Annotated in this window: 15 protein-coding genes and 1 pseudogene; 6 read left to right on the top strand and 10 right to left on the bottom strand. The window is 72.8% G+C overall.

Features of this window, described 5'->3' with window-relative positions:
- Window positions 1-174 precede the first annotated feature (174 nt).
- The 3 genes from glgX (at window position 175) to ACIRP7_RS39370 (ending at window position 6,452) form a co-directional block, all read left to right on the top strand.
- Window positions 175-2,307, top strand: a complete 2,133-nt coding sequence (gene glgX / locus ACIRP7_RS39380) for a glycogen debranching protein GlgX (RefSeq protein WP_403669853.1) — start codon at window positions 175-177, stop codon at window positions 2,305-2,307.
- Window positions 2,308-2,458: 151 nt separating this feature from the next.
- On the top strand, window positions 2,459-4,813 hold the full coding sequence (treY, locus tag ACIRP7_RS39375; RefSeq protein ID WP_403669850.1) for a malto-oligosyltrehalose synthase: 2,355 nt from the start codon (window positions 2,459-2,461) through the stop codon (window positions 4,811-4,813).
- A 388-nt stretch (window positions 4,814-5,201) separates the two neighbouring features.
- Entirely contained in the window at window positions 5,202-6,452 is a 1,251-nt protein-coding gene (locus ACIRP7_RS39370; RefSeq protein ID WP_403669848.1) for a M14 family zinc carboxypeptidase, read from the top strand.
- Window positions 6,453-6,508: 56 nt separating this feature from the next.
- On the opposite strand, the gene ACIRP7_RS39365 is transcribed toward ACIRP7_RS39370, so the two are convergent.
- From ACIRP7_RS39365 to ACIRP7_RS39355, 3 genes are all read right to left on the bottom strand, one after another.
- On the bottom strand, window positions 6,509-6,934 hold the full coding sequence (locus ACIRP7_RS39365) for an SSI family serine proteinase inhibitor (protein WP_403669845.1): 426 nt from the start codon (window positions 6,932-6,934) through the stop codon (window positions 6,509-6,511).
- On the bottom strand, window positions 6,931-8,295 hold the full coding sequence (locus tag ACIRP7_RS39360; RefSeq protein WP_403669842.1) for a M14 family zinc carboxypeptidase: 1,365 nt from the start codon (window positions 8,293-8,295) through the stop codon (window positions 6,931-6,933). Before ACIRP7_RS39360 ends, ACIRP7_RS39365 begins: the two co-directional genes overlap by 4 nt.
- Before the next feature lie 138 nt (window positions 8,296-8,433).
- Complete coding sequence (locus ACIRP7_RS39355; RefSeq protein WP_403669839.1) at window positions 8,434-8,985, bottom strand: FHA domain-containing protein; 552 nt, start codon at window positions 8,983-8,985, stop codon at window positions 8,434-8,436.
- 172 nt (window positions 8,986-9,157) lie between these two features.
- Here ACIRP7_RS39355 and treZ point away from each other — a divergent pair, with 172 nt between their 5' ends.
- Window positions 9,158-10,903, top strand: coding sequence for a malto-oligosyltrehalose trehalohydrolase (gene treZ / locus ACIRP7_RS39350; RefSeq protein ID WP_403669836.1), 1,746 nt, complete (start codon window positions 9,158-9,160; stop codon window positions 10,901-10,903).
- A gap of 90 nt (window positions 10,904-10,993) precedes the next feature.
- Here the strand turns inward: treZ and ACIRP7_RS39345 are convergent, their stop codons facing one another.
- The 3 genes and pseudogenes from ACIRP7_RS39345 to ACIRP7_RS39335 all read right to left on the bottom strand — a co-directional run bounded on the left by ACIRP7_RS39345 (window position 10,994) and on the right by ACIRP7_RS39335 (window position 13,765).
- The gene (locus tag ACIRP7_RS39345; protein WP_403669833.1) at window positions 10,994-11,938 is read right to left on the bottom strand and encodes an aminoglycoside phosphotransferase family protein; all 945 of its coding nucleotides are present in this window, start codon (window positions 11,936-11,938) and stop codon (window positions 10,994-10,996) included.
- A 48-nt stretch (window positions 11,939-11,986) separates the two neighbouring features.
- Window positions 11,987-13,111, bottom strand: coding sequence for an aminopeptidase P family protein (locus tag ACIRP7_RS39340; RefSeq protein ID WP_403669830.1), 1,125 nt, complete (start codon window positions 13,109-13,111; stop codon window positions 11,987-11,989).
- Window positions 13,112-13,241: 130 nt separating this feature from the next.
- Window positions 13,242-13,765, bottom strand: a pseudogene (locus ACIRP7_RS39335) (LysE family translocator).
- A gap of 134 nt (window positions 13,766-13,899) precedes the next feature.
- Here ACIRP7_RS39335 and ACIRP7_RS39330 point away from each other — a divergent pair.
- Window positions 13,900-14,655, top strand: a complete 756-nt coding sequence (locus tag ACIRP7_RS39330; protein ID WP_403669828.1) for a metallophosphoesterase — start codon at window positions 13,900-13,902, stop codon at window positions 14,653-14,655.
- A 70-nt stretch (window positions 14,656-14,725) separates the two neighbouring features.
- On the opposite strand, the gene ACIRP7_RS39325 is transcribed toward ACIRP7_RS39330, so the two are convergent.
- The 3 genes from ACIRP7_RS39325 to ACIRP7_RS39315 form a co-directional block, all read right to left on the bottom strand.
- The gene (locus ACIRP7_RS39325; RefSeq protein ID WP_403669825.1) at window positions 14,726-15,316 is read right to left on the bottom strand and encodes a PDZ domain-containing protein; all 591 of its coding nucleotides are present in this window, start codon (window positions 15,314-15,316) and stop codon (window positions 14,726-14,728) included.
- A gap of 584 nt (window positions 15,317-15,900) precedes the next feature.
- Entirely contained in the window at window positions 15,901-18,060 is a 2,160-nt protein-coding gene (cyc2, locus tag ACIRP7_RS39320; RefSeq protein WP_403669822.1) for a germacradienol/geosmin synthase Cyc2, read from the bottom strand.
- 230 nt (window positions 18,061-18,290) lie between these two features.
- On the bottom strand, window positions 18,291-19,157 hold the full coding sequence (locus ACIRP7_RS39315; RefSeq protein ID WP_403669819.1) for a TIGR03619 family F420-dependent LLM class oxidoreductase: 867 nt from the start codon (window positions 19,155-19,157) through the stop codon (window positions 18,291-18,293).
- A gap of 250 nt (window positions 19,158-19,407) precedes the next feature.
- On the opposite strand from ACIRP7_RS39315, the gene ACIRP7_RS39310 reads away from it, so the two are divergent.
- A complete protein-coding gene (locus ACIRP7_RS39310; RefSeq protein ID WP_403669816.1) occupies window positions 19,408-22,674 on the top strand; it encodes a tetratricopeptide repeat protein in 3,267 nt (1,088 codons plus the stop codon).
- Here ACIRP7_RS39310 and ACIRP7_RS39305 read toward each other — a convergent pair.
- Window positions 22,632-23,384 carry a class I SAM-dependent methyltransferase gene (locus tag ACIRP7_RS39305; RefSeq protein ID WP_403669813.1) on the bottom strand — a complete coding sequence of 251 codons (753 nt, stop codon included), beginning with the start codon at window positions 23,382-23,384 and terminating at the stop codon, window positions 22,632-22,634. The two genes, ACIRP7_RS39310 and ACIRP7_RS39305, sit on opposite strands and share 43 nt — an antisense overlap.
- Window positions 23,385-23,418: the final 34 nt, after the last annotated feature.

Below are 23,418 nucleotides of genomic sequence, written 5' to 3'. Positions count from 1 at the left end.
AAGCTCCGGGAGTATGTGTCTGCCCCACTGGTTCGGCACAGGACGATCCGGTGATCGCCCTGTGCACTGGTCGATCGGTAAGAGGGATGTAAGTCATAGGTGGTTCCATCACTTTCGTGGACACTCGGGGCCAAGGGGCCCCATGCGGCGCGGGACAGCTGAAAGAGTCGGTTCATGCAGGTCTGGCCTGGAGAGGCGTATCCACTCGGTGCCACGTACGACGGCGCCGGTACCAATTTCGCGGTCTTCACGGAGGCCGCGAACCGAGTAGAGCTGTGTCTGTTGCACGACGACGGCTCGGAAACGGCGGTGGAACTGCGCGAGAGCGACGCGTTCGTCCGGCACGCGTATCTGCCGGGCGTGATGCCCGGGCAGCGCTACGGCTTCCGCGCGCACGGACCGTACGCGCCTGAGCGCGGCCTGCGCTGCAACTCGTCGAAGTTGCTGCTCGACCCGTACGCGCGCGCGATCAGCGGTTCGATCCGCTGGGGCGAGGAGGTGTACGGCTACCACTTCGACTCGCCCGACAAGCGCAACGACCTCGACTCGGCGCCGCACACCATGACGTCGGTCGTGGTCAACCCGTACTTCGACTGGGGCGACGACCGGCGGCCGCGGATCGGGTACCACGAGACGGTGATCTACGAGGCGCACGTCAAGGGCCTCACCATGCAGCACCCGGGGCTGCCGGAGGAGCTGCGCGGCACCTACGCCGCGCTCGCGCACCCGGCGATCATCGAGCACCTGGTGGAGCTCGGCGTCACCACCCTGGAGCTGATGCCGGTCCACCAGTTCGTGAACGACCACCGCCTGGTCGACATGGGCCTGAACAATTACTGGGGCTACAACACGATCGGTTTCTTCGCCCCGCACAACGCGTACGCCTCCTGGGGCGACCGCGGCCAGCAGGTCCTGGAGTTCAAGTCGGCGGTCAGGGCACTGCACGAGGCCGGCATCGAGGTCATCCTGGATGTCGTCTACAACCACACCGCCGAGGGCAACCATCTGGGCCCGACGCTGTCCTTCAAGGGGCTCGACAACCCGTCGTACTACCGCCTCACCGAGGATCCCCAGTACTACATGGACACCACCGGCACCGGGAACTCCCTGCTGATGAGGTCCCCGCACGTCCTTCAGCTGATCATGGACTCGCTGCGGTACTGGGTCACCGAGATGCATGTCGACGGCTTCCGCTTCGACCTGGCGGCCACTTTGGCCCGCCAGTTCCATGAGGTGGACCGGCTGTCGTCGTTCTTCGACCTGGTGCAGCAGGACCCGGTGGTCTCCCAGGTGAAGCTGATCGCGGAGCCCTGGGACGTCGGCGAGGGCGGCTACCAGGTGGGCAACTTCCCGCCGCTGTGGACGGAGTGGAACGGCAAGTACCGCGACACCGTGCGGGATCTGTGGCGGGGCGAGCCGCGCGCGCTGGCGGAGTTCGCGTCCCGGCTGACCGGCTCCTCCGATCTCTACCAGGACGACGGCCGGCGTCCGCTGGCCTCGATCAACTTCGTCACCTGCCACGACGGGTTCACCCTGCACGACCTGGTCTCGTACAACGACAAGCACAACGAGGCCAACGGCGAGGGCAACCGCGACGGCGAGAGCCACAACCGCTCCTGGAACTGCGGGACGGAGGGCGAGACCAACGATCCCGCGGTGCGGGAGCTCCGCGCCCGTCAGATGCGCAACTTCATCGCCACTCTGATGCTGTCCCAGGGCGTGCCGATGATCAGCCACGGCGACGAGGTCGCGCGCACCCAGCGCGGCAACAACAACGCCTACTGCCAGGACAGCGAGCTGGCCTGGGTGCGGTGGCCGGAGGAGGCCGGGGACGGCGCGGCGGGGCTCGGCGCCGAGCTGCTGGCCTTCACGCGCGCGATGGTGTGGCTGCGCAAGGACCATCCGGTCTTGCGGCGCCGCCGCTTCTTCCACGGGCGGCCCGTGGAGGGGACCCACGACGAGCTGTCGGACATCGCCTGGTTCACTCCCGAGGGCAAGGAGATGACCCAGCATGACTGGGACCGGGCACAGGCGTCGGCACTGACGGTCTTCCTCAACGGCAACGCGATCTCCGAGCCCGGCGCCCGCGGGGAACGGATCGTCGACGACTCGTTCCTGCTGATGTTCAACGCCTCGCCGAAATCGCTGGACTTCGTGGTGCCGGTCAACCACGGCCGGCAGTGGGAGGTGGTGGTCGACACCGCCCGCCCGGACGGGGTGCCGCCGGGCACGGGGCCCAAGGTGCAGGCCGGGGACGGGCTGACGCTGGTGGACCGGAGCATGGTGGTGTTGCGACGGCCTGTCTAGCACGTTGACGTCGGGACGGCACCGTCCCGTCGCGACCTTCGCCGTCGCGACGGGACGGGACCGTCCCGACGTCGGGGTCCCGACATCGGTGTTCCGTACACATGGACCACGCGATGACACGAAAGGCGGCAGGGCGGGTACGTAGGTCTGCATGACATCTGAGCGACCCGACCCGTCGGTGCCGACGGCCACGTACCGGCTGCAGCTGCAGCCCGAGTTCCCGTTCACGGCCGCGGCGGCGGCCGTGCCGTATCTGGCCTCGCTGGGCGTCTCGCACCTGCACCTGTCCCCCGTCCTGGAGTCCGTCCCGGGTTCGACGCACGGCTACGACGTCGTGGACCACGCGCGCGTGCGCGGGGAACTGGGTGGCGAGGACGGGCTGCGCGCGCTGTCGCGCACCGCGCGGGAGCACGGGCTCGGCCTGGTGATGGACATCGTGCCGAACCACATGGCGATGAACCCGCGCCACAACCGCGCCTTGTGGGAGGTGCTGCGGGAGGGCCCGAAGTCGCCGTACGCGCGCTGGTTCGACATCGACTGGGAGGCACAGGGCGGGCAGGTGCTGCTGCCGGTGCTGGGGCACCCGGTCGGCGCGGAGCTCGGCAACCTCACGGTGGACGGCGACGTCCTGCGCTACTACGACCACGTGTTCCCGCTCCGCGAGGGCACCGGGGACCTCCCCCTGCCGCAGCTCCTGGACGCGCAGTGGTACCGCCCGGTGTGGTGGCGGCTGGCCCGTACGGAGCTCAACTACCGGCGGTTCTTCAGCATCTCGGAGCTGATCGGGGTGCGGGTCGAGGACCCCGAGGTGTTCGAGGCCACCCACGCCAAGATCCTCCAGCTGCTGCACGAGGGCGTGGTGGACGGGCTGCGGGTCGACCACCCCGACGGCCTCGCCGACCCCGGCGCCTACCTCCGGCGGCTGCACGAGGCGACCGGCGGGCGCTGGACGGTCGTGGAGAAGATCCTGGCGGACGGGGAACGGCTCCCGGCGTCCTGGCCCGTGGCGGGCACGACGGGGTACGACGCGCTGCGGCACATCGACGGGCTGTTCACGGACCCGGCGGGGTTCGGGGAACTCCTCGGGCAGTACCAGAGGTTCGCGGCCCCGCAGACCGACCGCGGCGGCGACTGGGCCGCGACGGCCCGGCGGGCGGCGTACAAGGTGATCACGCACGAGCTGGCCGCGGAGACCGACCGGCTGACCCGGGTGGCGGCACGCGTGTGTGCCACGTCCTCGGAGCCCGCGCTGCGCGACCGAGCGCCCTGGGCGCTGCGCACCGCGCTCCAGGAACTGCTCGTGCGGATGGAGGTCTACCGGCCCTACGGCTCCTCGGACGCCGCCTCCGTCGTCACCGAGGAGGCCGCGGCCGGGGCCCGGCTCGCCTTCGTGGTCCCGGAGGAGGCGGGCGCCGTCGACGTCGTACGGGATCTGGTGCTGGGGCGGGCCGGTGACGGGCCGGACCAGGTGGAGTTCCGCACCCGGTTCGCGCAGACGGCGTCGGCGCTGCGGGCCAAGTCCGTGGAGGACACGGCGTTCTACCGGTATGTGCCGCTGCTGTCGGCGACGGAGGTGGGCGGGAACCCCGGGAGCCCGGCCGTCCCGCCCGAGGAGTTCCACGCCTACTGCGCGCGCGTGCAGCGTGACTGGCCGCTGACGGGAACCGTGGTGTCGACGCACGACACCAAGCGCAGCGCCGATGTGCGCGCGGCCCTGGCCGTGCTCACCGAGTGTCCCGAGTGGTGGGCGGACACGCTGGCCGAGGTGACCCGTGCCGGTGACGGCGGTCCGGACGCACAGCTGGCGTGGGCGGCCTGGCAGACGGTGTTCGGCCTCGGCCCCGCGGACCCGGAACGGGTGCGGGAGGCGCTGCTGAAGCATGTGCGCGAGGCGGGCCTGTACACGAGCTGGACGGAACAGGAGCCGGCGTACGAGGAGGCGGTGGCGGATTTCGTCGCGGCCGGGCCGGGCGGGCCGCAGGGCGAGCAGGTGGCCGCGCTGCGCAGCCGCCTCGAACCGCACATCCGGGCGAACGAGCTGGGCACGGCCCTGGTGCAGCTGACGATGCCCGGGGTGCCGGATGTGTACCAGGGCACGGAGGGCAGGTACCTGGCGCTGGTGGACCCGGACAACCGGCGGGCCGTGGGGTTCCCGCCGCAGGACGCCGGTGACAAGGGCGCGCTCACGGCCGCCGCGCTGCGGCTGCGCCGACGCCGGCCGGACGTCTTCGGCGACGCCGCGACGTACACCCCGCTGGCCGCGGAGGGGCCCGCCGCGGCGCACTGCGTGGCGTTCGCGCGCTCCGGGGAGGTGGTCACCGCGGTGACCCGGCTGTCGCTGCGGCTGGCGGAGGCGGGCGGCTGGCGGGAGACGGTGCTGCCGCTGCCGCCGGGCGTCTGGCGTGACGTGCTGGTGCCGGAGCGCGAGTTCTCCGGGCACGCCCGCGTGGCGGAGCTGCTGGGCGAGTCGCCGGTGGCACTGCTGGAACGGGTCGCCACGGATTGACGGGGCGCGCGGCGAGTGCAGCCGCGCGGGAGTCCGGGCCGCTGCCGGAGGGCGTCTGGCGTGATGTCCTGGTGCCGAGCGGGAGTTCTCCGGGCACGCCCGCGTGACGGAGCTGCTGGGCGAGTCGCCGGTGGCACTGCTGGAACGGGTCGCCACGGATTGACGGGGCGCGGGGTGGGTGAGGCCGCGCGCGACCCCGGCCTGCGGGGGAGTCCGAGCCGCTGCCGGGGGTGGCGGAGCCCCGGCAGGGCCGTTGGCGCCCATGGGCCGTGCCGGTTGCCGGTAAGTGCATCCGGGCGCCCCCCGGGAGGCTCCCCCACGGCGTGCTTGACAGCTCAACGAGACCGTGGGGTACTGCGGATTGCGAGGCCGGTCGGACGTGTTGGGGGTGAGTCTGCTGCCAGAGCTGCGCTACCCCACGGTGACCGAACTGGTCCGGTCCGCGCGGGCGTTGGCCGCACAGTGGCCCGGCGTCTGCCGGCTGAGGCAGGTGGGTGTCTCGCGCGCGGGCAGGCCCCTGCATGTGCTGTCGATCGGCCAGGCCCGCAGAGCCGTCCTGGTCGTCGCGGGCGCCCACTCCAACGAACCGGCCGGCGGCCCCGCGGCTCTGGCGGTGGCCCGACGTGTTCTGGCCGAGGAGGAGTTGACGTCGGACACGTCCTGGCACTTCCTGCTGTGCGCGGATCCCGACGGGGCGAGCCTCCACGTCACCCCGGCACCGCTCAGCCTCTTCGACTACCACCTCGGCTTCTTCCGGCCGGCCGGGCCGGAGCAGCCGGAGTGGGCCCCGGCGATGCTGCCGCCGGACCGGCTGCCGCCCGAAACCCGCGCGCTGACCGGGGTGATCGACGAACTGCGGCCCTACATCCAGGTGACCCTGCACGGCACCGACCTGGGCGGCAGCTGGGTGCAGTTGACGAAGGACGTCCCAGGTGTCGCCGAGCCCTTCGCCAAGTCCGCGGCGGAGCTGCACATCCCGGTGGAGACCGGCGCCTCGGACGCGGCGGGCTGGCCGGCGTCCGGGCCCGGGGTGCATGTGATGCCGGCACCGGGCGCCGGGGCGGCGTACCCGAGCATGCCGGACGACGCGCGGCGCAGCACCTGGCACCACGCGCACCGCTACGGCGGTCTGACCGCGGTGGTCGAGGTACCGATGTGGGCGAGCGACCAGGTGGACGATCCGGCCCCGCATCCGGCGCCGGCGGCGGCGATGCGGCGGCTGGCGGGCCGGCTGCTGTCTGAGTCGCGGGCGGTGGACCGGGTGCTGGCGGAGGCGCGGCCGCGTCTGGGGGGCGTGGACGGTCCGCTGCTGCGGGCCGCCGCCTGGGGTCTGGAGCTGGTGCCGGGGCTGGCCGCGGACTGGGTCCACACCCGGCCCGCGGACGACTCGAAGGCGTACATCGGCAGTGTGGACGCGTTCTCCCGCCGGCTGCCCCTGCGGGCCGCGGCCATGCTGCTACGGGTCCTGCGGGAGGCCGACGACCGCGCGGCCCCGCGTCTCGAACGGCTCGTCAAGGCGTGGAGCGATTCCTTCGCGGAACGCTTCGGGGCCCGCTGGGTGCCGTTGGAACACCAGGTGGAGCATCAGGCCCGCACGGTCGTGGCGGTGGCGCTGCACGCGCGCGTGCGGGCGGACTGAGCCGCCCCGCCCCGCCCCGCCCCGCACCGCCCCGCCCCGCCCCGCACGCGTGGGCGTCAGCTCTCGAGTGCGAAGACCGCCCCGGTCCGGGCCCTCATCACACAACCGTTCGAGAAGGTCTGGCGGTAGTCGACCGGTCGGCCGTTCCACTGTCCGCGGGCCTGGACGGCGACTGGCGCGTAGAGCATCGGGCAGTAGACGTCCGCGGGCGGAAGAGAGGCGATGTCCCCGCCGACGGAGTCCAGTTGGGCGCAGGCCTCGGCGGCGCGGCCGTGGCCCTGGGGCGGGTCGCACAGCAGGAGGGTGCCGCGGGTGTCGCTGGAGCGGCCGTCGCCCGTGGTCACCATGAGGTAGAGGTGGTCGCCGCCGGCGGAGGATCCGGCCGTCGCGGGGGCCGCGGCGGCCAGGAGCAGGGCGGCTGCCGTCGCCAGGCCCAGGTGTGCCGCTCGCCGTACCGCTTTCGGTGTGCTCGTGTGCGTCATTCCCGATGCATCGGCACGGCGGCCTCGGATCCCCAGCCCGGCTCACCCGAACGGGAACACGCGGGCGCGTGCCGCACGGCGAGGTCGAAGGCGGCGAGCACGACCCGGGACTGGTACTCGATCTGGCGCGGGACCGGGATCCAGCGGGCGCCGCAGCCGTCGCGGTAGTCGGCGCACCACAGGTCGATGAGCCCGTCGAGTTCCGGCAGCGCGCCGGCCGGATCGGCGCCCGCGCGGGTCACGAGCTGGTGCAGGAGCCCAGCCGTGCGCAGGGCGAGGCGCCGTCCGGCGATGCGTAGCGCGGCCAGATGACCGGTGCTGAGCGGGGGCAGGGGGCGGCCGCCGTCGGTGACGTCGGGGTCCCAGGCGTCGGCGAGTCCGGGGCCGACCAGTAAATAGTCCTCGACCGGGGCGAGCAGCCGGGCCGCGTCCGGGGCGGCCGAGACATGCGGGCGGATCCGCGCCAGGACGTCCTCCAGGAGCCGTGCGTCGCGGCGCAGCGTGTGGCTGACGGTGCGGAGTACGGCGGCCGCGTCGGCGGGTGTGCTGCCGTCCTCGACGGCGGCCACGCCCCACATGGGCGCCTCGACGACCGCGGTCACGGTGCCGTGCCGGTGCGGGTGGTACCACGTCGACTCGACGGCGGCCTCGGTGATGGCGGCGGCCAGGTCGCCGCGGCGGGGCGGCGGGATGCGGTAGACGGCGGGCCCCAGACACGGCCAGTAGAGGGTGTCGTACGGTCCCAGCTCGCGCGGGATGCGCAGCCGGGCCGCGGTGTGGGCGACGCGCCGGGCAAGGCCGGGCAGGTCGCGGGTGAGTTCGACGAAGCCGCCGCCGACGTCGACCCCGTGCAGGGAGCACTGCAGGAAGGGCCGCAGTTCGTCCTGGAGGGCGAGGAGGGTGCGGGTCTCCGGCAGTGCGGCGGCGTCCGCGCCGTCGGGCAGCCACTCCGGCTGTTCGCCGAAGCCGGGCCGGAAGAAGTTGCGGAAGTAGCGGCCGAGGGAGTACGGGCCGCGCAGCCAGCCCTCGTTGCGGCGCAGGCCGTCGGGGTCGAGGCAGAGCAGCAGGTTCCAGGTGGCGTCGGCCCCGACGGTGAGCCGGGGGTCGGCCAGCACGCGCTCGGCCAGTCTGAGGACGGTGCCGCCGCCCACGGGCTCGTTGGCGTGGGGGCCGGCGACGACGAGGGCGTGGCGGCTGCCGCGGCCGACGGAGAGCAGCCACAGGGGGTTGCCCGCGCGGGAGGTGCCGGCGCGGCGCAGCCGGGCGTCTGCGGGATGACGGGCGACGAACGCTGCTGCCCGTGCGCCGAGATCGTCGACGGTCGGGTAGCGGAGGAGGGGCGGCAGGGCACACCTCCACAATGTGGTGCCGTCGGTTCACCTGGTGTGCACGGTGTACGCACAGTCAGTCACGACTTGAGGGGTACGTCAACACCGTGCGACGGAAAGGGCTTCGGGCCACGACCGCAGGTAAAGCCCAGGCCAGAGGTGAGGTTTGGCTCAGTTGATCGCGAGCCGGAAGCCCATCCGGCCGAACCCGACCTGATCGCCCTCGCGGACGACGGCGGCGCCGATGACCCGTCGTCCGTTGACCGTGGTGCCGTTCGTGGAGCCGAGGTCGCGCAGGACCCACATGCCGCCCTGACGGCTGAGTTCGGCGTGGACGCGGGAGACCGTCTCGTGGGTCAGTCGCAGTCCGTTCGCCGGGTCGCGGCCTATGCGCAGCGCGTGGCCGCTGCCCGGGTGGGGCAGCAGCAGCTTGGGCAGGCGCTCGGCCTGCCACGCCCTGCGCAGCCGCACGGTGAAGCCGGAGACGGCCTCGACGGTGCCGAACACCAGCCGGGAGACGCGGCTCTCCTGGGGCAGGTCCGCGGTGAGCACCGCGAGTTCGTCGGACCGGCGCGCGATGAGGGCCAGTTCCATGCGGCGCACGAACGTGTCGTGCGACAGGCGGCCCATGGCGACGCCGTCACGGAGCACCTTCAGCACCTTGTCGCGCTCCGCGTCGGACAGGCGCGCGGGGTACGTGTTGAACTCGAAGGACGACGTCACGTTGGTGATTGTCGGGCAGCGAACCCCGGGTGTCCAGAAAACGAGACAACGGCCGCCACCGGTGCGTACCTGACGACACCTGCCGCAATGGGGAAGATTTCAAGGCGGATTGATCGCGTTTGAAGCACCATGGACGGGCTACATCACGGGGAGCAGACGAAGGGGACCGTCCGTGCAGTTCGAGGTGTGGGCACCGCAGGCCGACCGTGTGACGCTCCATTGCGAGGACACCACGCGCGCGTTGGAGCGCGATCCGGAGCGCTCGGGATGGTGGTGGGGCGAGGCGGACGCCGGGGACGGCAGCCGGTACGGCTTCGCGCTGGACGACGGCCCGGTGCTGCCCGACCCGCGCTCGCGCCGTCAGCCGGACGGCCCGGACGGGCTCAGCGCGGTCGTCGAGCACGAGCGGTACGCCTGGCGTACGCGGTGGGCGGGCCGTCCCCTGCCGGGAGCGGTCCTCTACGAGCTGCACGTGGGCACCTACACACCCGAGGGCACCCTGGACGCGGCCGCCGCCCGGCTCGGCCATCTCGTCGAACTCGGCGTCACGCACGTCGAGCTGATGCCGCTGTGTCCTTTCCCGGGACGGCACGGCTGGGGCTACGAGGGCGTCTCCCTGTGGGCGGTGCACGAGCCCTACGGCGGTCCCGAGGCCCTGAAGCGTTTCGTCGACCGGGCGCATGAGGTGGGCCTCGGGGTCGTCCTGGACGTGGTGCACAACCATCTGGGCCCGTCGGGCAACTATCTGCCCGCTTTCGGACCGTACTTCACGGACACGCACCACACGCCCTGGGGCTCCGCGGTCAACCTGGACGCCCCCGGCTCCGACGAGGTGCGCGCCTATCTGCTGGGCAGCGCGCTGTCCTGGCTGCGGGACTACCGGATCGACGGACTGCGCCTGGACGCGGTGCACGCGCTCGCCGACACGCGCGCGTGCCACTTCCTGGAGGAGCTGTCGACGGTTGTCGACAACCTGGGCGCCGAACTGGGACGGCCGCTGTTCCTCGTCGCCGAGTCCGACCTCAACGACCCACGGCTCATCACGCCCCGCGCCCAGGGCGGTCTCGGGCTGCACGCGCAGTGGAACGACGACTTCCATCACGCCCTGCACACCGCGCTGACCGGCGAGTCCCAGGGCTACTACGCCGACTTCGCCCGCGCGCCCCTGGCCTCGCTCGCCAAGACCCTCACCGGCGGCTACTTCCACGACGGCACCTACTCCAGCTTCCGCGGCCGCAGCCACGGGCGTCCGCTGGACCGTACCCGCGCGGCGGCGCACCGGCTGCTCGGCTACTCCCAGACCCACGACCAGGTCGGCAACCGCGCCCAGGGCGACCGGCTGGCGGCGTCCCTCTCCCCCGGTCTGGTGGCCTGTGCGGCGGCGCTCGTGCTGACCGCGCCCTTCACGCCCATGCTGTTCATGGGTGAGGAATGGGCGGCGAGCACGCCTTGGCAGTTCTTCACCGACCACACCGATCCCGAGCTCGCCGAGGCCGTACGGCGGGGCAGGAGGCGGGAGTTCGCGGAGCACGGCTGGGCCGAGGAGGACGTGCCCGACCCGCAGGACCCGGCGACCCGTGACCGCTCCTGCCTCGACTGGTCCGAGCTCGACCGCGAGCCCCACGCGCGTGTGCTCGCCTGGTACCGAAGGCTCCTCGCACTGCGGCACGAGCAGCCGGACCTCACCGACCCCGACCTCGCCGACACCAAGGTCGCCTACGAAGCGGACCAGCGCTGGCTCGCCTTCCGCCGCGGGGACGTCCGGGTGGCCGTGAACCTCGCGAAGTCGCCGGCGGCCATCCCCCTGGGGCCCCGCGAGGCCCGCGTCCTGGCGGCCTGGGAGCCGGTGGACGCGCCGGGCGCGGACGGGGTGCTGCATGTGCCCGGGGAGTCGTGCGTGGTGCTGCTGCAGGCGTGACCCCATGGGGCTCCTCCGGTACGGTCCGGCCCGCAGTCCGACCAGAGGCGACGCCGGTCCCGGCGAACGAGGATCGTGCGGAGCGTCCGCCTACAACTCCGCGTCGTCCGTCTCCTCGTCCCGTAGCTCGGTGACGCGTTCGAGCAGGATCGCCTCCCAGGCCCGCCGCAGCCGGGTGCGCAGCAGGGGCAGGGGCTGGGTGGTGCGCCCGTCCAGGCCCGCGGCGAGGCGGATCACGGTGTCGCAGCGGGCGAGCCACAAGCCGCGCAGGCAGGGCCGGGCACCGTATCCGGCGAGGGTGGCGGCGCGGACGGCGGCGGGAGAGCCGACGGCGAGGGCGAGACCCGCGATGTCCTCGGCGGGGTCGCCGACGACCGTCCCGGTCCAGTCCAGGACGCCGCGCACCCTGCCGTCGGCGCTGATCACGAGGTGTTCGCCGGTCAGCGCGTGATGCACGAGGACCGCGCCGCCCGGCTGTGCGGCGAGCTGGACCGCGGCCGGCGAGGTGAGCTGCTGGAGCCGGGCCGGATCGAACTCGTCGGCCGCGCGGAGGCGTTCTGCGGCCCGGCCGGCCTCCCGGCGCAGCGCCTCCAGGGAGCGCGGGGCGACGCGTGGGACGCCGAGCGCCTCGGCCTGCCGTACCGGCACCACGCGCAGCCCGGTGAGCAGGCCGGCCAGGTCGGCCTCGCCGACGGCGGACACGTCGTGCTCCTCCGCCGAACCGCCGGGCACCCTGGTGTCGAGCGTGTAGGCCAGCCCGGGCGCCCACTCGCCCTGCGCCACGCTGGTCGGCACCGCGACCGGCACGTGCGGGCGGACCAGGTCGCGCAGGCGCAGTTCACGGCGGCTGCGGGTGGAGGCCTCGCGGTCGCCGGCGAGACGCAGGACATGCCGCGTGCCGACCCACCAGGTGGACGGCCCGCCCTCGTCGACCCGCCGGATCTCGGGTCCGCCCGTGTCGGGCGTGCTGTCCTGGAGCAGGGAACGGACCAGCCGGCGGACCGTGTCCGCGGTGGGTGTCGGTGCCTGGGTCATGGTCGCGCCGTAGTCACTCGAGGGGTGGAGGGGCTCCTGGGGGCTCGGTCAGTCCACTATGACCATCTCGCGGGTGGTGTCGTTGAGCCTGCGGCCGCCGTCCTCGGTGACCGTGACGATGTCCTCGATGCGTACCCCGAAACGGCCCGGCAGATAGACGCCGGGCTCCACGGAGAAGCACATGCCCGCCACGAGGGGCTGCTCCTCGCCCTCGATCATGTACGGCGGTTCGTGCGTGGTGACGCCGATGCCGTGCCCGGTGCGGTGGATGAAGTACTCGCCGTACCCGGCGTCGGCGATGACCGCGCGGGCGGCCCGGTCGACGTCCTGGCAGGGCACGCCGGGCCGTACCGCCCGGAAGCCCGCCTCCTGTGCCGCGCGCACGAGGTCGTGCACCCGGCGTTCCTCGTCGGTGGGTTCGCCGACGTGGACCGTGCGGGAGGTGTCGGAGCCGTAGCCGTCCTTGAGGCCGCCGAAGTCGAGGACGACCATGTCGCCTCGTTCGATGACCCGGTCCCCCACCTCGTGGTGCGGGTTGGCGCCGTTGGGTCCCGAGGCGACGATGGTGAAGTCGACCTGGGAGTGACCGAAGCGGCGCAGCAGATCGGCGAGGTCGGCGGCCACCTCCGACTCCCTGCGGCCACCGAAGGGAACGTTCCGGATCTCCTCGAACGTCGCGTCGGCGGCCGCGCCCGCGGCAGCCAGCAGCTCCAGTTCCGCCGCGTCCTTGACGGCGCGGAGCATCGGCAGGGCCTCGGTGAGGGAGGCGTACGACGTGCCGGGCAGGGCCTTCTGAAGGCCCAGCAGGTGCATGGCCCAGGCGTTGTCGCTGATGCCGAACCGGCCGCCGGCGTCCAGGAGGGCGGCGGTGGCGGCGTAGGGGTCCTTGCCGTCGGTCCAGTCCCGCAGGGTCAGGGCGCTCGCGCCGACGGCCTTGGCGGCGTCCGGTGCCTCCAGGGTCGGCACGACGAGGACGGGGTCCTGTCCGGGGGCGAGGACCAGCAGGGTGAGCCGCTCGGTGACGGCGGGGGGCGCGTAGCCGGTGAGCCACACCATGTCCGGTCCCGGGGCCACGAGGAGTCCGGCGAGCCCGGCCTCGGCGGCCGACCGTGCCGCGCGCTCCATACGGGCCCTGTAGTCGTCGGCGGCGAAGGGCGCTGCGGTGCCGGTCATCCGGGCCTCCTGGGGCGGGTGAGGGTCGTTGGGCAGCATCCTGCCCGGACGGCGAGGGGTGCGCGAGCCGGTCGGCACGTCTTTCGGTCGCCGTGTCTTCGGTCGGACCGGACGGGGCGCCGTGCGTACGTCAGCTCTCCGGGGCCATGCGGACGCCGAGGAGCAGCAGGACGCCCCCGGAGACCTGTTCCAGTCGCCGGCGCCCGCCCGCGCGGGACAGCACGGTCCGCAACCGGCCGACGAACCACAGGTGCGGGGCGCCCTCGGGTACGAACTGCGGCAGGAAGGACATCGCGAAGACGGCCGCCCTGGGGTTGGCGAGGTTGAGGAGCCGTCCCGCGCGGTAGGCGGCCCAGCCGGTCCTGCCGGTGCTCTCCCAGCCGCCGTCGTCGGCCGCCCCCTTGGCGCGCCGCGCCTGCCGCAGCGCCTGGCCGCCGAAGGCGACGAGCACGACGGCACCGGCGATCCGCATCACGTCGTAGGCGATCTCGGAGGCCGTCAGCAGTGCGGTCAGGCCCAGCGCGGCGACGACGCGGTCAGGAAGCCGGAGCGTCGGCTGTGCAGCGACTGCTTGATGACCAGCACGGTGCTCGGCCCGAGTGACGCGGCGATGAGGGTGCAGGCCCCCAGGAAGGCGAGGAGCGTGGTCGGCATGGGGTCATCGTGACGTCGGCGGCCGGATCCGGACCAGTGTTTCCGCCCCGGCTGACGGAAGGGACTCAAGAGACTTGATCGGGCATCGCTTCTAATGTTTGTATCAATTCCATCCATTAGACGGGGGCTACGTCGTGCTCGTGCTCGCACACATCAGTGATCTGCATCTCGACGGGACCGCACGGGCGACGGAGCGCGCCGAGCGGGTGCGTGACCGACTGTGGCAGCTGCCGGGGCAGGTGGACGCCCTGCTGGTGACCGGTGACATCGCGGATCACGGCGCCGAGGCGGAGTACGAGGAGGCCGCGCGGATCCTGGGACTGCACGAGGGTGACGCGCCGTTCCCTGTGCTCACCTGCCCCGGCAACCACGACAGCCGCGCCCCGTACCGCAAGGCCCTCCTGCGGGAGCCCGTGGCCGACGGGCCGGTGAACAGCGTGCGGGTCTTCACCGGCGGTGCGGTACTGATGTGCGATTCCAGCATCCCGGGGAGCGACGAAGGGGCCCTGGACGAGGAGACGTACGACTGGATCGAGGCGACGCTCGACGCACTGGAGGGGAGCCTTCCGGCGCTGCTGGCCTTCCATCATCCGCCGGTGGCCCTGCACCACCCGCTGCCCGACTCCTACCAGCTGGCCGGGCCCGGCCGACTGGCCGCGCTGCTGGAGCGGCGGCCCGAGATCGCCGGCCTGATCACCGGTCACGCGCATACGCCCGCGGCGACGGTGTTCGCCGGGCGGCCGCTGGTCGTCGGGCCGGGGGTGACCTGGACGCTACGGCTGCCCTGGGAGGGCGAACAGATCGCGGACCGGGAGGCGCCGGTGGGTCTGGCCTTCCATGTACTGGACGACGAGGGACGACTGACGACGCACTTCCGGGTGGTGCCGTGACGCCGGGGGCGGGGGACGACGGGTCACGGGCGTCCGCGCCGCGCCTGGTGCCGGGGCGTGGGACGGCAGTTCATGTGACGACTCCCGGTACGGCCGTCAGCTGCTGGTAGGTGCCGCCGCGGTGGCGGATCGTCAGTACGATCTCTCGGCCGGCTCGGGCGTCCGCGACGGCGCGCGCGAGGTCGTCGGCCGTGTCGATGCGGGTCCGGCCGAAGGCGAGGAGGACGTCGCCGCGGACCAGGCCCGCCGCGTAGCCCGGGCCCGGGACGTGGACGCCGACCACCAGCGCGCCCGCCTTCTCGGCGTCCACGGCCTCCACGCCGAGGGTCGCGACGGCGGGTGCGGGCGAGGGGGCGGTCGACTGCGCCGCGGACGACGGGGAGGGGCCCGGGTGCGCCCAGGCGGGCGGGCCGCCCTGGTGAGGTGCTGCCTGCCGTTGGAGTTCGGCCAGTCTGCTCATGCCGATCACCGTGGCTGCGACCGTCCCGAGTCCCACCCCCGACAACACCAGGACGACCGCGACGAACACGCAGAACAGCAGGGTCGTGAGCCGGCGTCCGCGCCGGCGCGCGGCGTGCGGGCGCCGGGCGGGCTCGGGCTTCCCGCCCCCGCCGGGCTCCCGACCGGGCATCGGCTTGGGGCGCAACGCAGTCTGTTCCATGGATCGCCTCCGGCTGGATCACCACCGGCTGGTGTCTACCCGGCGTACGGGCCCGCGACGAGCCACGAAAGAGTGAGACTGACGGGTGGTCAGGAGCGGGAAGCCGCCGAAACCAGCAGGTCGACGAGGTCCGCCGCCGGCGACCGTGCCCGGTACACCGGTGGCCGCCGACCGGGGCAGCAGGACCCGGCCCTGTCCGGCGGCGGTGAGGCCCCCTGCGATCGTCACGCCGGGCGGACGGGCAGAGGGGCAGCCGTCGGACTGTGGGCACGCGGGCGGTCGGAGAGGCCAGCGGAGGGACGTCCCACGCGGTCGAGCAGCCCCGGTTGTCAGCCCGCCAAGGGAGCGCCGGCGGCCGATTCGGACGGGCGGCCGCCGGACTGTGGGCACGCGGGCGGTCGGAGAGCCCAGCGGAGGGACGTCCCACGCGGTCGAGCAGCCCCGGTTGTCAGCCCCCCAAGGGAGCGCCGGCGGCCGATTCGGACGGGCGGCCGCCGGACGGCGGGTACACGGGCGGTCGGAGAGCCCCAGCGGGCAGGACGTCCCAGGTGGTGGGACGTCCCAGGCGGTCGGGGCCCCGCTTGTCAGCCCGCCAAGGGGAGAGCCGGAGGGCGGTCCGGGAGGAAGCCGTGGGTGCGGCCGGCCAGGTGTTCGGACTTGTAGCGGTCGACCGTGCGGTGCCAGTTCAGGATGCCCGCCATCCAGTGCTGGAGGTCGGTCACATAGCCCCGCATGACCTCGCGTGCCTCCGCCGAGAGCCCGAAGTCGTCGTAGACCACCGGCAGTTCGTGCGCGGCGACATGTTCGAACTGCTGCATGCGCTGGGTCATCAGGTCGTGGACGACGCGCAGCGCGGTCGGGTAGTCGATGCCGAAGAAGTTCTGCACGACGAGGATCGAGTTGTGGACCTCGCCCTCGTACTCGATCTCCTTCTGGTAGGAGAAGACATCGTTGACCAGGCACGCGTAGTCGACGGCGGCGTTCTCCAGGGAGCGCACGGGGCCGCTGCGGTAGATCTCCGGCGGGACGGCGGGGCCGTGGCCCATGCGGCACAGGCTCATGGTGAGGTCGGCGCCGAAGGTGGCGCGCCGCATCTCCAGGTAGTCGACCGGATCGGGGACGCGGTGCTGGATCTGGTTGGCCAGCTCCCAGACCCAGCTCTCCGTCATCACGTTCACGGCGTCCTTGAGGGTGCGTCGCTGGTCGGGGGTCATCTCGGCCGTGGTGCGGGCCCACAGGTCGATCAGGCCGCGCTCCATGGCGTTGGCGGGGACGAGGACCTGCTCGCCGTCGAGGGGCATGCAGTCCGACAGCCGCTGGGTGGTCAGGCGGGCGGCGGCGAGGTCGCGCCGGCCGCCGTAGACGAGCGGGTAGTAGTCGTCGCCGTAGGTTCCCCAGGCCAGCCAGTCCGAGCTGAGGTCGAGGGCCTCCGGGCTCGCGTCCGGGTCGATGCCCGCGGAGCACAGCGGGAGGTCGGCCGCGGCGAGCTTGTCCTCGTCCCAGACGCCCTCCTGGAGCATGCCCATGCGGTGCGCCCACTCGGCGAGGCGGGGGCGGGCGCCGGGCAGGTGGGGGCTGAGTTCGGTCGGGAACGGCATGTAGAAGTCGGGCAGCAGGGACGGGCCGACCTTCTGGAACGGCACATGCCTGTGGGCGCGCAGCCGCTCGGCGCCGGCCGCGGCGAGCAGGGCGCCGACGTCGGCGGCCGAGGTGCCGGGGCCGGTCAGGGCCTGCCAGGGCGAGGTGGTGTCGGCACGGGCGTTCATGTAGCGGCTGGAGCGCATGTGCCATTCGTGGCCGCCGGACTGCCAGTCCTGGAGGCCCTGCGTGTACCGGGCGACCGCGGTCACCTCGCCCGGCGACAGACCGTTCTCCAGGGCGATCGCGGGGACCTCGGTGAGGGCGGTGTGCTCGAACTGGTGGAGGCGGGAGGTGAGGACGTCGTTGACGGTGTCGGCGGCCTCCTGGGTGGTGCAGCCGAAGAAGGTCTCCAGGACGAGCACGCCGTTGCTGAGCTCGCCCTCGTCCTCGACCTCGCGCTGGTAGGAGAACAGGTCGTTGCGCAGGTGGACGCCGTCGGAGAAGGTCTCCATCAGCACCCGCAGGGGTCGTGTCCCGGCGACGGACGCCGGGACCTCGGCCGTCGCGTACTCCACCAGACCGGCCGACCAGGGGGCGCCGCCGACCTTGCGGCGCATCTCGATGTACTCGACGGGGTTGGCGATCCGCCCCTCGTTGATGTTGGACAGCTCCCACAGCGACTCGTTGAGCAGGTGCTCGGTGGCGACGGCGAAGCGACGGCGCCAGTCGGCGGACATCGACGGGACGGTCCGCGTCCACAGGTCGGCGAGGCCGGCCTCGACCGGGTTCTCGGGCTCGGGCATCGGGGTCGACAGGTCCATCGGCATGAACAGCGGCAACCGGTCGAGGTAGGCCTTGCCGCCGGCGCGGTCCTGGGTGCGCTTGAAGGTCTCCAGGAAGTGGTCGTCGAAGAAGAACACCCACACGTACCAGTCGGTGATGAGCGAGAGGGCGGGGCCGTCGCAGTCGGGGTGTGTGTAGGCGCAGAGCAGGCCGTAGTCGTGCGCGTCGAGGTCGGACTGCTCCCAGATCCCGGACCCCTCCAGCATGCCCATCTCGCGCGCCCACACGGTCGAATGGGCGCGGGCCTCGTCGAGGTGCGGGTTCAGCCGCGCGGGATACGGCATGTAGAAGTGCGGGAGTTCGAAGGGCTGCTGCGTCATGAGCCGGGCCCTACCCATGGCTCTTGGCGGGCATCCGTGGCGGCACACATGATCACACCATTGCGTGAATCCGGACGGAACTCGGGAGTTCTCGGCGGGACGTGTGGCGTTCGGACGGTCGGCGGGACGTTCAGGCGCCCTGAACTCCCTGGCCACTCTGAACACTCCGGTTGCGGACCGGCCGTCCCACCGCCCATTACATGGCCACTACACCAGGGTCAGGCGAATCGTCACTCTTCGGCGACATGCGAGAGAACCTCATCGGCGACCCAGCCGAGCGCGTCGGGCAGTGCCTCGGTGGCGACCGGCAGCCACAGCGAGCAGGCGGTGAGCCCGGCGTCGGCCAGCTGCCGGAGTTCCTCGCGCACCCGCTCGGCGGACGGATCCGCCCCGCCCAACGGGCGCCGACCGGGCGGTCGTACGGCCGCCTCGAAGCCCGGGGGTACGAGGATCTGGCCCGCCGTCAGCTCCAACGGCGTGGCCGGATCCCGCCCCGCCTCCTGCCCGAGTTCGACCAACCGGCCCCGCACCTCGGCGAGTCCGGCCGCGTCGATCCCGGAACCGTGCCACGCGTCGCCGTACCGCAGGGCCCGGCGCAGGGCCGCGTCGCTGTGGCCGCCGACCCACACCGGCGGCCCACCGGGTGTGCGCGGCCGCACCCCGAGCCGTACCTCGGTCTCCTCGCGCCACAACTTCCGTACGGTGTCCAGCTGTTCGTCGGCGCGGCGGCCCCGCCCGGCGAAGGGGACCCCGGCGGCGTCGAACTCCGCGGTGTCCCAGCCGGTGCCGACTCCGAGCGTGAAGCGGCCGCCGGACAGCCGGTCGAGCGTGGCGGACTGATGGGCGACGACGACCGGGTTGTACAGGGGCAGGATCAGGACGCTGGTCACCAGCCCGATCCGGGTGGTCGCCCCGGCCACGGCGGACAGCAGGACCACCGGGTCCGGGGTCACGCCCACCGCGCCCGCCAGCAGATGGCTGCTCGCGATGAGGTGGTCGAAGCCCAACTCCTCGGCAGTTCGGGCGGTTTCGAGAACGCCGTCGAGCTCGTCCTCGTGAGCGGGCCACAGACGGTGCGGTGCGACTCCCAGACGCATGCGGTGCGACTCCCTTGGGATGGGGTGACAGGGGGTGGTGCTCCTGGGCCAACAAGGCCACAGCCGCCGATCATCCCTCGCCGCGCCACGGAAACGGCCACCGGGACGGCCGGCGAGACGCCCGGACGGCTCGTTTTTCGCACTTCATCGGCGGGATCAAGTCCCCGCGGGGGCCCGTGACATGAGAACCTGAAGACGGGAGAGGGGTTCGGACGTAACCGTCGAGGTGTGTGCCGACAGGGGGTCCTCGATGTTCGGCGGAGAGTTGTTCACCCAGACCGCTGCAGCCGCCGCGGGCACGATGGTCGGACTGATGACCACGGACGCCTGGCATGCGGCCCGGCAGCGGATGGCGCGGTTCCTGCGGCGGGAGGACGTCGAGCGGCTGGACCGGGCGCGAGCGGCACTCGACGCGGCGCCGCCGGACCGGCAGGAGATCATGCTGCGCGAGCAGCGGCAGGAGTGGGACACCACCCTGCGCGATCTGCTGGCCCGGGATCCCGCGCTGTCCGGCCTGCTGGCCGAGTTCGTCCAGGAGTTCTCCGGTTTCGCGCGCCCGGTCTTCATCCAGTTCCAGCAGGCGCAGTCCTCGCTGGAGCCCGTCCGGGCCCCGGGCGCGCTGACCGTCGCGCCTCCGCTGGGCCGGCTCGACCGCCGGGTGCGCGGCCGTGAGCCACTGCTGGACACCCTCAAACAGCTGGTTGGCAAGTCGACTTCGGGTGTGCGGGTGCTGCACGGCATGGGCGGGAGCGGGAAGACGACGGTCGCCCTGGAGATCGCCGCCTACGCCGCCGCGCTGAACGTCGACGTGTGGTGGGTGACGGCGAAGAACCCCGCCACGCTGAGCGCGGGAATGCGCGAGGTCGTGGCCGCCCTCGGCACCCCAGCGGATCTCATCGACCGTGCCTGGTCGGGGCGTTCCAGCGCGACCGACCTGCTGTGGCGGCGGCTGTGCGACACCCCGAACCCCTGGCTGCTGGTGGTGGACAACGCCGACGAGCCCGAACACCTGGCGCCCTACGGCCGGTTGGCGGAGGGCAGAGGCTGGATCCGGCCCGCCGCGGAACTGCCCGGCCTGGTGCTGATCACCAGCCGGGACAGCAGCCCGACCACCTGGGGACCCTGGGCCACGCTGCACTCGGTCGACGCCCTGGAGGAGGCCGACGCCACCGAGGTGCTCTGGGACCTCGCCGGGGAGCGGGCCGGTTCACGTGAGGACGCCCGGCTGCTGACCCGGCGGCTCGGCGGGCTGCCGCTGGCGCTGCGCATCGCGGGCTCGCATCTCGCGGCGGCCTCGGCGTTCCCCGCCTGGCCGGGCACCACCACCGTGCGGACGTACGCCGACTACCGCGTGGCCCTAGACGAGCGTTTCGCCGAACTCCTCGACGAGCATCCGCCCGGGCAGCAGGGCAGCAACTACTCCGTCCCGGTGACCGGTACCTGGGAGCTGTCGCTGGACCTGCTGGAGCGGCGGGGCATCGTCCAGGCCCGGCCCCTGATGCGGCTGTTGTGCTGTCTGGGCGAGGCCCCGGTGCCACTGGTCGGTCTGTTGCGCCCCGACCGGCTGGCGGACTCCTCGCTGCTGCCCGGTGTCACACCGCAGGAGCTGTTCACCGCGCTCACCTCGCTCGCCGACTTCGGTCTGGTCGAACTGCACACCCCGCGCGGCGGCGACGACCACACGCGGACCCTGCTGATGCACCCCCTGGTCCGGGACGCCGGCCGGCTCCAGCGGGACCTCGCCGAGCACATGAGGGAGTACGCGGCCGTCGTCGCCGACCTGGTCGTCTGCGCCACCGCCGAGCTCAGCGAGGACGACCCGCGCGACTGGCCGCGCTGGCGGCTGCTGCTCCCGCACTGCGACGCCCCGCTGGCCCTGATCGGCGATCCGTACGAGGCTGAGGACGACCTGGTCTCCAAGGCGCTGCGGGCGGCGGCGGCCGGGGCCCGGCATCTGATCCGGCGGGGCTGGCTCGACCGGGCCGAGGAGGTCCTCGGGGCGTGCGAGCCGGTGGTGCTCGCGTGCGGTCCACGGGACCCCGACGCGCTCGAAGTACGGTCCGCGGCCGCCCACTTGCTCCAGTTGCGGGGCCGGCTCGCCGCCGCCGAGACACTGGTGCGTTCGGTTCTGGAGGACACGCGGGCCCTGTTCGGCGACGGCTCCGGTGAGACCGCCGACGCCCGGTACGCCCTCGCGGAGCTGCTCTGCGACCGGGGCCGGCCGGCGGAGGCCGAGGTCGAGTACCGCTCGGTGTACGCGACGCGTCGCACCCTGCTCGGCGACCGTGACCCGCAGACCCTGGCCGCGCGCAAGGGCGTGGCCCGCATGTCGCAGCAGCGCGGGCTGCTCGCGGAGGCCGAGGAGGAGCACCGCCTGCTGCTCGACGCCTACCGCGACGCGCTCGGCGACCGCCACCCCGACACGCTGTCCGCCCGGCACGACACCGCCCAAGTGCTGCACGAGCGGGGCATGTTCCGCCAGGCCGAGCAGGAGCTGCGGGAGACGCTCCAGGTGTGCGCGGACGTACTGGGCGAGCGCCACCCGGGCACTCTCGCCGTCCGCCACGACCTCGCCGACGTCCTGCGGGACCGCGGTCTGCTGGCCGAGGCCGAGCACGAGTTCCGTACCGTGCTCGGGCTGCGCGCCGACACCTACGGCGAGGACCATCCCGAGACCGTGGCGGCACGGCACGGCCTGGCCACCGTACTGCGCGACCGGGGCTGGCCCGGTGACGCGGAGACCGAGTTCCGGGAGGTCTTCGAGGTCCGGCGCAGACTGCTCGGCGACATGCACCCGCACACCCTGGTGGTCCGGCACAACCTGGCCGACCTGCTGATGGAGCGGGGCCAACTGGAGGCGGCCGAAGCCGAGTTCAGGGAGGTGTACGCGGCACGCCGGGAGGTGCTCGGCGAACACCACCTGCTCACCCTGTCGGTACGGCACGGTGCCGCACACGTCCTGCACCTGCGGGGCCGTACCGACCGGGCCGAGACCGAGTACCGCACGGTGCTCGCGGACTGCGTGCAGACCCTGGGCCCCCGCCACCCGGGCACGCTCGCGGTCCGCCACAACCTCGCCGACCTGCTCAAGGACCAGGGCCGGCTCGCCGCGGCGGAACAGGAGTTCAGGGAGGTCTACGAGGCCCGGCGGACCGTCCTGGGCGAACAGCATCTGCTCACCCTGTCCGTGCGGCACGGCGCCGCGCACGTCCTGCATCTGCGTGGGCACGTCGAGCAGGCGGAGGCGGAGTACCGGACAGTGCTCGCTGACTGCGTGGAGACGCTGGGGCCCCGGCACCCGGGGACCCTGTCGGTGCGGCACAACCTCGCAGGACTGCTCTGCCTCAAGGGGGAACTCACGGCTGCCGAGGCGGAGTTCACGGAGGTGCGGGATGCCTGCCGGGAGGTCCTGGGGTTACGGCATCCACGGACGCTGGCCGCTCAGGAGGCCCTCGTAGGCCTGCGGTCCGAGGATCAGGCGCCCAGGGATCCCGACTCGGCGGCCACCGGCTCGTAGCCCGGGAAGTGTGCCGGGATCTGCGCCAGGTCCCACAGGGAGAGGGTCTTGTCGTCGTAGAAGTCGTCTGACTCGTCGTCGCCGATGACCTGGAGCGGTTCGGGCAGCCGGAAGGGGGCGAGGCGGAGGTTGATCGGCCGCCACCAGCCCGTGACGATGTCGGTGTTGGCGGCCGTCCGGGAGAAGGTCGTGGTGAGCAGATAGCGCGAGCCGCTCTCCCGGAACCGGGTCAGCGCCTCCACCACATGCTGGTAGGAGAAGTGCACGAGGGCGTCCCGGCACACGATGAGATCGACGCGGGGCACGGGCTGGGCGGTGAAGTCGAGCAGCTGGAACTCCCGCTCCGAGCCGGGGTGTTCGGCACGGTTGGCCGCGACGAGTTCCGCGACGACGTCCCCGCCGAGGTAGGAGGCGCCGTGCAGTTCGACGTGCCGCATCCAGTTCAGGTCGCCGCACGGCGCGTCCAGCACCGAGCGGACACCCAAGTCCTTGATGAGGGCGCCGAGTCGGGCGATCACCCGCTTCATGCGCTGCAGCTCGGAGCCCGGTCCCGAGCGGGTCTCGTCGGAGCCCCAGCGGTTGGTGCGGTAGATGTCCGTGAACACGTCGTGCAGGTCGGCCTCGTCGGGGGCGTCCGTGACGTCGAGATAGCGCCGCGCGTCCACGTCGTAGACGGGCTCCCCAGGATTGCTCAGGTACCGCGGGGTCAATGACGTCCTCTTTCGCTGCCCGTCGGCGGGACGT

Source organism: Streptomyces sp. NPDC102270, assembly GCF_044766405.1.
Taxonomy (GTDB): Bacteria; Actinomycetota; Actinomycetes; order Streptomycetales; family Streptomycetaceae; genus Streptomyces.
The sequence above is the reverse complement of the archived record's forward strand: the minus strand, read 5'-3'. Positions and strand labels throughout refer to the sequence as shown.

What these genes read in the sequence shown, in the direction of transcription:
- ACIRP7_RS39325 (WP_403669825.1), bottom strand. Translation starts at nt 15,316, where the DNA reads ATGGAACAGACTGCGTTGCGCCCCAAGCCGATGCCCGGTCGGGAGCCC.
- ACIRP7_RS39345 (WP_403669833.1), bottom strand. Translation starts at nt 11,938, where the DNA reads ATGACCCAGGCACCGACACCCACCGCGGACACGGTCCGCCGGCTGGTC.
- ACIRP7_RS39365 (WP_403669845.1), bottom strand. Translation starts at nt 6,934, where the DNA reads ATGACGCACACGAGCACACCGAAAGCGGTACGGCGAGCGGCACACCTG.
- ACIRP7_RS39340 (WP_403669830.1), bottom strand. Translation starts at nt 13,111, where the DNA reads ATGACCGGCACCGCAGCGCCCTTCGCCGCCGACGACTACAGGGCCCGT.
- treY (WP_403669850.1), top strand. Translation starts at nt 2,459, where the DNA reads ATGACATCTGAGCGACCCGACCCGTCGGTGCCGACGGCCACGTACCGG.
- ACIRP7_RS39315 (WP_403669819.1), bottom strand. Translation starts at nt 19,157, where the DNA reads ATGCGTCTGGGAGTCGCACCGCACCGTCTGTGGCCCGCTCACGAGGAC.
- cyc2 (WP_403669822.1), bottom strand. Translation starts at nt 18,060, where the DNA reads ATGACGCAGCAGCCCTTCGAACTCCCGCACTTCTACATGCCGTATCCC.
- ACIRP7_RS39310 (WP_403669816.1), top strand. Translation starts at nt 19,408, where the DNA reads ATGTTCGGCGGAGAGTTGTTCACCCAGACCGCTGCAGCCGCCGCGGGC.
- glgX (WP_403669853.1), top strand. Translation starts at nt 175, where the DNA reads ATGCAGGTCTGGCCTGGAGAGGCGTATCCACTCGGTGCCACGTACGAC.